This window comes from Puniceicoccus vermicola (assembly GCF_014230055.1).
Classification (GTDB): domain Bacteria; phylum Verrucomicrobiota; class Verrucomicrobiia; order Opitutales; family Puniceicoccaceae; genus Puniceicoccus; species Puniceicoccus vermicola.
Genome location: NZ_JACHVA010000127.1, coordinates 189,708 through 201,360 on the forward strand (window position 1 = coordinate 189,708; position 11,653 = coordinate 201,360).

An 11,653-nucleotide genomic window follows, 5' to 3' on the forward strand; every position below is an offset into this window, starting at 1 on the left:
CGAGAACTGAGCGTTGGAGGAATGGACGCCCAGATCCAAGCCGACAGTCCCCTCAAAGATCAGCGAAATCATCAATACGCGGTCCTGCTCAGCACGATGCGCAGTGGCTCGACATTGTTGAAAGCACTAATTGCTTCCACCTCCGACATTGCCCATATGCCGGAAGTAAACTTCCAGACGGTCCTACAATCTTCGAAAAAACGGTCTGAGCTGGAGGCGGCGCACCCGAATGAAAAGACTCTTCTCCTCAAACGCCCTGCCTGGTTCCATGAAACGAAGCGCTACCCCATTGTTCCCGGAGATTTCCCGGTCCAGCGAATCATCCTCATCCGCGACGTATACGAGACAGTTCGATCCGTGGGTCGAATGATGATGGGCAAGACCTTTGATCGCTTCCCGGGACTCTGGGGACAGAAACTGATTGCCAAGCGCTATTGGACTCCGATCACAAAGAACCTCCTCCAGCACGGCCAAAGCGTCCCCGACCAATCCCTCACCGTGCGATATGAGGACATCCTCCGTGAACCGGAGAAAGAGACCCTGACCATTTTCCGGTTTCTCGGATCTGAGCAAACCGAGGGAGTGCGCTCCTACTCCATGCCAGAGAACTTCCGGTGGAAATGGGGATCGGACGATGGAAGCCCTCGGATAAAAAGCAAGGAAGTCCTCCCTCCACGAGACCTGAGTCCTACCGATCAAGCCCGCAAAGAGATCATCTGCGGACTCCCAAGCATTCAGAAAGTACGGATCGCCGCAGGCTACCAAAACTGAGTTTTCGCACATTTAGGCAAAAGTGGAAACCAGTCTTGCCCCACAGCAGGAAACACGGGAACATTTCTTCGCCTATGACAAAAATCCTTCTCATCGGTTCCGGTGCCCGTGAACACGCCATTTTCAAGGCCCTCCAGCGCTCGGGCGAAAACCCTCAAATCAACGTATTTGGCAGCACGGTCAATCCGGGCCTTTCCGCCCAGGCTGCTGCCTACCGTAGCGGTCCGATGACCGATCCGGACGCAGTTCTGCATTTTGCCCAAGAGACCCATTCGGAAATTGCAATCATAGGGCCCGAAGCGCCTCTCGAATCGGGTGTGGCGGACGCTCTCGTCGAAGCCGGGATTCCCACCGTTGGCCCCCAAAAAGAACTCGCCAAGATCGAATCGAGCAAAGGATTTGCCCGCGATCTCCTCTTGAAACACGGCATCCCGGGGTCACCTGCCTACCAACGTTTTTCCTCCCTTGCGGGAGTGGAAGCTTTCCTGACCGAGTTAGGTGGAAATTTCGTCGTCAAAGCCGATGGCCTCATGGGAGGAAAGGGAGTCAAAGTTTCCGGCGAGCATTTGGAAAACGAGAAGGAAGCCCTGTCATGGTGCCGCGAAATTGTTGATTCCGGCTCAGAATTCGTGATCGAGGAAAAGTGCGTCGGCCCCGAGTTTTCCATGTTCACCTTCACCGATGGTAAAACCTTCGTCCACTCGCCTCTGGTGCAAGACCACAAGCGCGCCTACGTTGGGGATGAGGGCCCGAACACAGGAGGCATGGGTAGCTATTCCATGGCTGACCATCGCCTACCTTTTGTCGAAGAGTCGGATGTGCAAGCCGCGGTGGAGATGAATGAAAAAACCCTCGCGGCCCTGGCCACTGAAACCGGCTCTCCCTATCGAGGCATCTTATACGGCGGATTTATGGCAACCGCCGACGGAATTCGACTCATCGAGTACAATGCTCGTTTCGGAGACCCCGAATGCATGAACCTGCTCACGCTCTTCGAAGGCAACTTCCTCGAAGCCGTCAAAGGAATGGCCACGGGAACCCTGGATCCGTCGACAATCGGATTCCGCAAGGTCGCCAGTGTCTGCAAGTACCTCGTCCCGGAAGGTTACCCAGACAAACCCAAGAAACTCTTCCCGATCGATCTATCCGAAGTACCTGACTGCAAGGATCTTTACCTCGGCTCGGTCGATGAAGTGGATGGTCAACTCCTGGCAGCGGGCTCTCGGACATTGGCCTTCGTCGGAACCGGCTCCACTCTCGCTGAGGCAGAAGCCGCAGCCGAAGCATTGGCCAACAAGGTTCCTGGTCCCCTATTCCACCGTCCGGATATCGGCACAGAGGCCCTCGTCCAGAAGCGGATCGATCTCATTCAAAGTCTTCGCGGGTAAGCGAGGAACCGCTGACCAACAGCCTGCCCATCGGCATGAGTGAAAGCAAAAAGATTTCTGTCGGCATTCTCGGGTCAACTCGAGGAAGCGCCCTCCGGCCCATTGTAGACGCATGGCAACAGGGCGAATTGGGAGTGGACCTTTCGGTAGTCATCTCCAACCGCAAGTCTGCGGGCATCCTCGAGTACGCCCGCGAGCAAGGTATCCCGGCGATCCGTGTATCGGCCAAAGACCGCGACCGCGAGGAGTTTGACCGGGAGGTTAGCAATCAACTCCGCCAGCACGGGGTGCAGATTGTTCTGATGATCGGCTATATGAGGATCGTATCGCCACCCTTCGTCGAGGAATGGCGCGGCCGACTTCTCAACATCCATCCTTCACTCCTGCCTCGGCATGGCGGCCTGATGGATCTGGACGTCCACCGCTCTGTTTTAGAGGCTGGAGATGCGGAATCCGGATGCACACTCCATCTCGCCGAGGAAGAAGTCGATGCAGGCCGCATTGTTCTTCAAAAGACCTGCCCTGTTGTGCCCGGAGAGACTCCCGAATCACTCAAAGCAAAAGTCCAAGAACTGGAAGCCGAGTCATTTCTGGAACTGCTGAGAAATCCACGCGAGTTCCTCGACATCGCCGAATAAATTAACGCCGCAGGTCCGGCCCATGCCGGACTCCGGCAACGGATTCACGGGTAGCCACGCTCAAGGATTCGTCTCGGACGAAATCTACAGGACCAAGAAATTGCGACCTCCGACAGATCCTCCCAGAACGAGCTGAAATATCGAAGGCTGGAGAATAACCGGACATCTCTCTCCTAGAAAAAGAAAGAGACACTTTAACATCCGCGCACACGCCACAAATAAGACGGCAGATAGTATCAGACGAACTAACGCCTCCGCAGAAGGCATTCAGAATCCCGAAGCAGCGTCCACTCTCCTCACGAATGAGGCTGAAAAGCCGTCACCCTATTGAGATGAATAAAAACGCTAACCTTTCCAGAATAGAAAACTAAAGAACGTTCTCCGTCTCGGCGTCAAACAGGTGGCAGCGCGCCAGATCAAAACGTACATGGATTTTTTCGCCCAAGCTGAATGAGTGATCCGCCTGTACCTTACCGATAAAATTATGCCCCCCAGGAGTCGTCAGATAAAGGAACGTCTCCGCCCCCATGGGCTCGGCAACATCGATGATCGCTTCGATGCCTTCAGCATCTGTGGCAGATACCGTCTCGATGTCCTCTGGACGGATACCAAAAACGATTTCTTTTCCACCTTTTTGCGCCGAGGAGGCAAGGCGGTTATCCAATAAAAGTTCGAAACCTTTTCCACTGGCTGGGGTCTCCACGAACTTCTTTCCTCCATCACCATCCACGACTTGTCCCTTGAAAAAGTTCATGGGAGGGCTACCGATGAACCCGGCGACGAACATATTCTGCGGCTTGTTGTAGAGGTTGAGTGGCCCGTCTACCTGCATGATGTTTCCATCCTTCATGACGCAAATTCGGTCTCCCATCGTCATGGCCTCAACTTGGTCGTGCGTCACGTAAATCATGGTCGCGTCCAAGCGGGCGTGAAGCTTCGAGATCTCCGTACGCATCTGAACGCGCATCTTCGCATCGAGATTGGACAGCGGCTCATCGAAGAGGAACACTTCCGGTTGACGGACAATCGCGCGCCCCACGGCAACGCGTTGACGCTGACCACCGGAGAGGGCCTTCGGCTTACGGTCCAGCATAGACTCCAACCCGAGAATGTCAGCGGCGTTGTCGACCCGTCGCTTGATCTCCTCCCGCGGCATCCTCTGCAACTTCAAACCGAAGGCCATGTTGTCAAAGACGGTCATGTGAGGATAGAGGGCGTAGTTTTGGAAAACCATCGCGATCCCGCGGTCCTTGGGAGCCACATCATTGACGATCCGATCTCCAATTTTCAACGTTCCTCCAGTAATTTCTTCGAGGCCGGCAATCATCCGTAAGGTTGTCGATTTCCCACAACCAGAGGGCCCTACGAGGACCATAAATTCTTTATCATGAATCTCGAGGTCGATCCCCTTAACGGCGCGGAAAGAATCCTTTTTTCCGGGGCTGTAGGTCTTGTCGAGCTTATCAATTGTTACTGAGGACATGTCTTATAAGGTAGGGTTGAGTCGTAAATGTTATCCCTTCACCGCACCGGCGGCGAGGCCCTTGACGAAGAATTTCATCGAGAAAAGGAAAATAATCAGAAGAGGAATGGAGCTAATGGTGTAACCGGCCATCAATTCACCGTATTGCTTCACATACTCGCCATCCAAGCGGAACAGACCAACGGGAATGGTCAGCAAGGCATCATCACGCAAGAGAAGCAACGGAAGGATCACGTTGTTCCAAGAAGCGAGGAAGTCCATGATACAAGTCACGGAAATAATCGATGCCGAAAGCGGCAAGACGATATGGCGAATCTGTGCGAAATGCCCTCCCCCATCAATCTGGGTCGATTCGAAAAGCTCTTTCGGAATGTCCTCAATAAAGTTGCGAAGGATAAAGACCCCTGCCACTTGGCCCCCAACAGAGGCCATCACGACCAGAGCCCACAAGCTGTTCACCAATCCCAAGTTCATCAGGAGGTCGAAGAGCGTTACGAGGGCGGCAACCGTTCCGGGGAGGAACATAGTGGCCATCACCAGATAAAAAATCACATTCTTCCCCGGAAAATCGAAACGGGCGATTGCGTAGGAACACATCAACACGATCACCAGAGTTACGAACGTGCCGGTGAATGATACAAAAATCGAATTCGCAATATATCCATTAACCGTTTCCCAGGCGACCTTCCAGTTGCCCCATTTCCAGTCCAAGGGATTATCAAAAAACCAAGGGTTCTGGAGGAATTGGTCGTTCGATTTAAAGCTCACCACGATCATGATGAACAGCGGGACGAACGCAAAGAAGAGAACGAAAGCGACGTACCCGATTTTAACGCCTTCGGCGACCTTGTTGATTTTCTCAGCCATAATAAAATTTCCAGTTCTGCAACAGGGATTATTTATCCACCTTCACAAACTTCTGATTGATGACGGTCAGAAGTAGAATGATCACGAAGAGAACCATCCCTAGAGCACACGCATAGCCAAACTGACCATCGACGAACGCGGCTTGGAACATGAACAGACCTGGAACCAGGCCTTTGTTCCCCGGACCCCCGTCCACCCCGAGAAGGATGAAGAAGATCTCATAGGCGACCAAGGTATTGATCGTCATGAAAATGATGTTGATGCGGACCTGCGTCATGATGAGTGGCAGTTCGATCCGGAAGATCATCCCGAGAGGAGTTACACCATCAAGGCGTGCAGCCTCATAGACGTCTTCCGAGATATTCTGAAGCCCCGAAAGGTAAATCAGAACCCCAACAGTCCCCACCCAAGGGAAGCCCCAGAAGAGAATCGCTGGGATGACCAAATCCTTATTCCCGAGCCAAGCGGGTTTCCCATTGGCAAACTGATCAATTGGAGAGGTCCAAATCGAGCCAAAGAGGATAAGTAGAGAACCTACGGTAATAACTGCCAAACCGATGTAGATGATCAGCGGACGACCCGTGAAATAGTCGCGTTTGGAACGAACCAGCTCGTAGACCGCCATCCCCACCAAGAGGAGCGCTGAAAGCCGCCACATAATTCCGCCCCAGAAAACAAGGACGCCGGCAAGGATGATAAAAGGCCAAATGATCCAGCTCCCACTCATCCGACGGGATCCGAAAAACATCCAAATGACAAACGCACCGAAGAGCGACAACCAGCCTGATGCCGAGACAAGTAGACCGGCAGAACTAGAAATCGGAAAAAGGCAGCTACCCACGAGAATCCAAAGGTAATCCCCGATCCTCGATGGGGTTCGCTCCTTTCGAAACGAAAAGGTAATAATAATGGCGCCGAGTAAGACGATTCCGCCAACGCTCCCAAAAATCGGATTGATGAAATGATTTGAGACAGGTTCCAACTGGTTCGCGATCGAGGGCATCACTCCATCCAGCCAATTCAGGACGCTCATCAATCCCGTGGCATTTAAAAATCGGTTCACCAGCCCAAATTCCGGTTCGTAGAAACTCTTCCAAATCAGAAGAAAGACCATCGCCGGAATGATCATCGGAACAACGAAACATACTTGGAAGAAGTAACGCAAACGGTCGCTGGCAATCCGGTGAAGAGCAATGGCGGCCAGAATCCCCGGCCATAACTTCAAAAGATTGGCCACCAACAAAATCCCGACCAACTTAAAGGACTGCCAAAATTGTGGGTCCTTGAAGGCTCGGGCAAAATTGTCAAAGCCGATGTATTCCTGGACGGATGGTGGCTCCCACCGGAAAAACGACATGATAACCACATCGATTTTCGGGTAATAACTGAAGACAAGAAGGGAGAGCGTTGTCGGAAGGACTAGCAGGTAGAGGGAAAGGTAGAGTTTGCTCTTTTGAAAGAACTTCGCTCGCTTTCGCGCGCTGTTTAGCTGCTCGGAAGTTAGATTGTTTTCCATTTTAGCTTAATCAGAATTTCGGGAATTCTTTTCCGGGGTTGTAATGTTTCCATAGGATTTCCGAGCTGACTCCCTCATCGTTCGTTAATGATTGATAGAGGATCGACTCGGTTCGTTCACGAGCTCTCTGGTCATCAAAAAAGAAGGACTCAAAGTCTTCTACGCTCATGCTTCGGTCATTCGCTCTCATCGTATCCGCCTCTTGCTGGTGCAAACGGAACCACGAGCGCTTCATGCCCACTTCGGGAATATCCAGGAAATCTCTCAACCGTTGGACGAACTCGTCGTAGGTGATACTCCCGTCTAAATAGAGCTTTCGCTGTCCGGTATAGACCGACTCAAACCCACCAGACAGCTTCATCCCCAAGACCCAATCTTTCGGGCGGCCTTCGATAATCGGGGTAAACGGTGCCATAGTTTCCGTAGCCTTCGAACCGATAATCGCGGGCAACCAGCGAGCTCGCAAAGTCATCTCTTCGTTGATCGGCTGAGAGGTGATGAATTTCAAGAAATCCAAGGCCCAATCGAAATTCTTACTCGCCTTGTTGATTGCTAAAGGGACCCCGGCATTTGCATCCGCCGCAGAAAACCTGTTAGGCAAATAATCCTCCCAACGCTCGCCTTCGCTGGGAAATGGAGCCGGCCGAATTACGACATTGAAGCGATCCTCCGGCTTATCTCGATTCGCGGCACCAAACAGAATCCCCGCCGCATCCCATCCACCGGATGAAATCGCCGCCGCATTTCCGAGAACAAATCTCCGTTGCGCTTGCTCGCGGTCGAGTCCGACGTAACCCGTGGGGTAGTATTTGGTAAAAATCTTGCCGAGCTCGAACGCCTGATAGATTGCGGGTTCATCAAAATTCCAGACATTCCCTTCATACCATCCGGCGACACTTTCCAGAGTGGACAAATTCACGGAGGAAGGCACCATTTTGACTCGGTCTGCAAAATGGGAAAAGAACACATTTTGATAGTAATTAGTCAAGTCGGTCGCGTTGTACTTACTCCCTGAAACCGGGACTAATGTATCAATTCCCATTTTTCTCGAATACGCATTCACGGCTTCGCAAAAGAGAATCAATTGCCCCAAGGTCTCTGGTGGTTCCTCCGAATCCAACCAAGAATAAAGGCGATCATTCTCAGGTAGAAAACCACGAACTTCGCCGTTTTCTTCCCGAATCCAACAATTCTGAAGCCATTCCGGTTGAGGATCACTGGCCAGCCCCTCTAGGATCATTTCCTTGGCTGCCTTGACAAACGTCATGTTGTAAAAGATCCTCATGGAACCAAATGAAGCGATCGGCACCGCATAATAGTCATCAAGCTGCTCGTCATATCCACCAGCCATACCATCGACAAAAGTGTCCTTCCACGGAGCTTTCGCGAGATACTCTGCAAGCTGAGGGTCCAGATCACTACTGAGGTTTTGAATATTATTGTAGGGATTCGGTTCGGTCACATATGAACCCAAGGCCGCAAAAAACTTGGCCACCGCATTCCCCTTGATCAACTCGGTTTTCCCTTTGGCTGCGATATCCGGGGCGGTTCCACTGATCAAGTGGACATTCATAAACTGAGAATAGACTTTCTCCGTTATCCCCGTTTGTTCCACTTGAATCCCTGCCTCCCGAACGTGAGGAAGTTCATTGTATTGGTCGATAGCCCACTGCAATCCTTCCCGAAACCCCGGCTCAAGCTGCCAGTGAGCGACGAGAACCTGCCGTTTGCCGGAACCTCCCTCTCCTTCCCCTTTCGGAAGAAGCAGAAAACGACCGGCACTGAAGATATAGGCGACCACCAAAACGATGACCGAAATGTACGATAATTTGAATTTTCCTTTCATTTCAGAACTCCCCTTATACCTCACCGTAAGCCGTCAACTCCGGGATCTCGATTTCGAGTTCCGGATTCTGCTCTGCCAGCTTTATCAGTTCTTCGCGCGCTATCCAACGGTACCGGCTACGAGGATATTTGGTAACAATCGTTGTATAATAAGTGACCGCATCCTCAGTTAGACCCAAGTGAGTCGCCAACTGACTCATTTGCCAGATATAGACGTCCTCTTTCGATTCCACCGCAAAGCCCTTTGCGTAGGCTAATTGCATCGCCTCCAAGGCAGCTTCCTCATCACCCAGATAGAATCTCTCGATATCTCCGACAAACTGCCAGCCCACATTCGCATAAGGAGCATCGGGATCCTCCTCAAAGTAAGAACGAACGATGTTCACTGCCTCTTGATAACCCTCTTGATTCAAATCATCTATATAAGTCTGCGCGAGACGAAGAATGGCACGACTACCCAGATCGGTTCCGGGCACCGCTTCCGCCACTTTCAAATAATACTCCCGTGCCACTTCAGCATTCTTCGGGTCATCGGCAAAATCCTTCACCTCCGCGATCCGGCCCAGATTCAAATAACAGCGATTCCGTACCGCTTCATCCTCGGTCGTAATCGCTACTTCCTCGAAGAGATCACTAGCCTCCTGAACGAACTCTGGAGTCGAAGGGCTACGATGCCAGGCCGAAATCCCAAGAGCATAGGCGAGCTCGACCCACTCGGGGTCAGACGGACTCATTCCTTCAACAGCGGTAGTTAAATCATCATAAGCCTCTTCGAAGTCGAAGATCGAAAGAGCCTGAAGCCCTTGTTCTGCCGCCGATTCCGACGAACTCTCGTTTCCACATCCGGAAACGAGTGACAAGGAGAGCAAGCCCAGCGACGAGAGAAAACATCCACGGAGCACAGGCAAAGACAGCTTGGACTTTAAACTGCCCTTCGATTTTTCAAGAAGAACGGAGCCCAAGTCTCTACAAGAGGAAGGCGGCGGGGGGAGGGGGATCATTAGATTCGTTAATGTGAAAAGGATAAAAGGTTAAGATTAGGAACTGCTAACCACATGTCCACAGAAAGATTCGAAAATCTTTGAACGAAACAAGGGTTTTCTGACAAAAAGTTTAATACATATGTTGAAAGTGTCCGATTTGTCCGCTGGTTTCGAGACCGAGACGGGGTTTCTTGAAGCCGTCGATCGGGTGTCATTTCGCGTCGACGACAAAGAATCACTGGGAATTGTCGGCGAATCCGGGTGCGGGAAGAGTGTTACCGCTCACAGCATTCTCGGCCTCCTCCCCCAGCCTTCCGGAAAAATCACCGGAGGGACGATCAGCCTCAACGGCAAAGAGCTTGCCACGCTCGGAGAGAAAAAACTGCGAGAAATCCGCGGGCGGGAGGTCGGCATGATCTTTCAGGAACCGATGACAGCGTTAAATCCTGTCCATCCCATTGGACGCCAGATCGCCGAATGCCTGCGGACTCATGGAATGGGCAAAAAACGGCAAAACCGTGATCGAGCTCTGGAACTTTTACAGAAAGTGGGGATCCCCTCCCCCGAACAACGCCTGAAAGAATATCCTCATCAACTATCGGGAGGGATGCGCCAACGGATCGTCATCGCAATGGCTCTGGCCTGCCATCCTCACCTCCTGATCGCAGACGAACCAACCACAGCCCTCGACGTAACCACCCAGGCCCAGATTCTCGAGCTGCTTGCCGAGCTTAAGGAATCCCTTTCCATGGCCTTGATCCTGATCACCCACGACCTTGGCGTGATTGCCGAAACCTGCGACCGGGTGGTCGTCATGTACGCGGGGCGGGTGGTCGAGTCCGCTCCGGTTCGGGAGATCTTTGCCAATCCACTTCACCGCTATACCGCAGGGCTACTTCGCTCAATTCCCTCCCTGGAAACGGTTCCCAAGACACGACTCTCTACCATCCCGGGCCGAGTCCCCGGGCTCGCAGAACTTCCGGTCGGCGCCCGATTTGCCCCGCGTTCCGATCACCCGCAGATTGACGACTATCTCCAATCCGAAGACTTCCACTCCAAGCGACCCGATCTGATCGAGGCCGCTCCGGGCCACTGGGTCGAGGATTGCGATTACGTGAGGACAGACTGATGAAAACCGGTATTCAGATCCGCGACCTGCAGGTCCACTTCCCTCTCCGCGGTGGGCTAATTCCCCGCGTCCAAAAGGTTTGCCGGGCCGTTGATGGCCTTTCGCTCGAAATCCGTCCTGGCCAGACTCTTGGAATCGTTGGAGAGTCCGGATGCGGAAAAACCACGCTGGGCAAAGCCGTCTGCCGCCTCGTTCGTCCGACTGGAGGACAGGTCCTCCTCGACGGAGAAGATGTTCTTTCCCTCCGGCGAAAAGACCTCCTTCGCTATCGTCGGCAGGTTCAGATGATCTTCCAAGATCCCGCCGAATCCCTGAATCCCCGGCAAACCGTGGGGCAGATCCTCGAGGAGCCTCTGGTCATCCACAAGCTGGGCAAGAGCAGTGAACGAAAAGGCCAAGTCCGTAAGATCCTCGATGAGGTCGGCCTGCCCGCCTCGGCCGTCGATCGCTATCCCTTCGAGTTCTCCGGAGGACAACGTCAGCGGATCGGGATTGCCCGCGCGTTAGTACTCCGCCCTTCCCTGATTATCTGCGACGAGGCCGTCTCCGCACTCGATGTTTCCGTCCAGAGCCAGATTCTCAACCTGCTCCTCGATTTGCAGAAGGATCACGGTTTCGCCTATCTCTTTATCTCGCATGACCTTGCCGTGGTTCGCCATGTTGCCGACCGAATTGCAGTTATGTATTTGGGTAAAGTCGTCGAGGAAGCCCCCCGCGAAAAGCTTTTCGCCTCGCCACTCCACGCCTACACGAAGGCCCTCATCTCCGCGATTCCCCAAGCCGATCCAACTGCTCAGCGCCAAAGAATCATTCTGGAAGGTGATGTGCCCTCTCCCATCGATCCACCGCCAGGATGCGCCTTTGCCTGGAGGACCTATCTGCCCTGCACAGAAGAGCAGGCCCGACAGCCGGGGAAGTTCATCGAGGCGGAACCCGACCACTGGGTAGAGGCTCATCCGGGCACGATCGAAGATTTCTCCACTCGTTTCGGCACCGCACGCACCTGACCTTTTCCATTCAACACTTAATTAAA

General features: G+C 52.8%; 10 protein-coding genes. 5 read left to right on the forward strand and 5 right to left on the reverse strand.

Annotated features, from left to right (window positions below):
• The first annotated feature begins 21 nt into the window (after positions 1–21).
• The 3 genes from H5P30_RS17695 (at position 22) to purN (ending at position 2,797) form a co-directional block, all read left to right on the forward strand.
• Complete coding sequence (locus H5P30_RS17695) at positions 22–771, forward strand: sulfotransferase family protein (RefSeq protein WP_185694242.1); 750 nt, start codon at positions 22–24, stop codon at positions 769–771.
• Between the two features lie 74 nt (positions 772–845).
• Positions 846–2,159 carry a phosphoribosylamine--glycine ligase gene (purD, locus tag H5P30_RS17700; RefSeq protein ID WP_185694243.1) on the forward strand — a complete coding sequence of 438 codons (1,314 nt, stop codon included), beginning with the start codon at positions 846–848 and terminating at the stop codon, positions 2,157–2,159.
• 35 nt (positions 2,160–2,194) lie between these two features.
• Complete coding sequence (purN, locus tag H5P30_RS17705; protein ID WP_185694244.1) at positions 2,195–2,797, forward strand: phosphoribosylglycinamide formyltransferase; 603 nt, start codon at positions 2,195–2,197, stop codon at positions 2,795–2,797.
• Positions 2,798–3,164: 367 nt separating this feature from the next.
• Here purN and H5P30_RS17710 read toward each other — a convergent pair whose 3' ends face one another.
• The 5 genes from H5P30_RS17710 to H5P30_RS17730 are packed head-to-tail and all read right to left on the reverse strand — an operon-like array spanning position 3,165 to position 9,368.
• The gene (locus H5P30_RS17710; protein ID WP_185694245.1) at positions 3,165–4,280 is read right to left on the reverse strand and encodes an ABC transporter ATP-binding protein; all 1,116 of its coding nucleotides are present in this window, start codon (positions 4,278–4,280) and stop codon (positions 3,165–3,167) included.
• A gap of 30 nt (positions 4,281–4,310) precedes the next feature.
• Positions 4,311–5,147: a carbohydrate ABC transporter permease gene (locus H5P30_RS17715; protein WP_185694246.1), complete on the reverse strand. Its 837-nt coding sequence runs from the start codon at positions 5,145–5,147 to the stop codon at positions 4,311–4,313.
• Between the two features lie 28 nt (positions 5,148–5,175).
• A complete protein-coding gene (locus H5P30_RS17720) occupies positions 5,176–6,663 on the reverse strand; it encodes a carbohydrate ABC transporter permease (protein WP_185694247.1) in 1,488 nt (495 codons plus the stop codon).
• A 10-nt stretch (positions 6,664–6,673) separates the two neighbouring features.
• Positions 6,674–8,509 carry an extracellular solute-binding protein gene (locus tag H5P30_RS17725; protein WP_185694248.1) on the reverse strand — a complete coding sequence of 612 codons (1,836 nt, stop codon included), beginning with the start codon at positions 8,507–8,509 and terminating at the stop codon, positions 6,674–6,676.
• A gap of 13 nt (positions 8,510–8,522) precedes the next feature.
• On the reverse strand, positions 8,523–9,368 hold the full coding sequence (locus H5P30_RS17730) for a tetratricopeptide repeat protein (protein WP_185694249.1): 846 nt from the start codon (positions 9,366–9,368) through the stop codon (positions 8,523–8,525).
• A gap of 262 nt (positions 9,369–9,630) precedes the next feature.
• Here H5P30_RS17730 and H5P30_RS17735 point away from each other — a divergent pair, with 262 nt between their 5' ends.
• Positions 9,631–10,620, forward strand: a complete 990-nt coding sequence (locus tag H5P30_RS17735; RefSeq protein WP_185694250.1) for an ABC transporter ATP-binding protein — start codon at positions 9,631–9,633, stop codon at positions 10,618–10,620.
• Complete coding sequence (locus tag H5P30_RS17740; protein WP_185694251.1) at positions 10,620–11,627, forward strand: ABC transporter ATP-binding protein; 1,008 nt, start codon at positions 10,620–10,622, stop codon at positions 11,625–11,627. The genes H5P30_RS17735 and H5P30_RS17740 overlap by 1 nt, the downstream gene beginning before the upstream one ends.
• Positions 11,628–11,653: the final 26 nt, after the last annotated feature.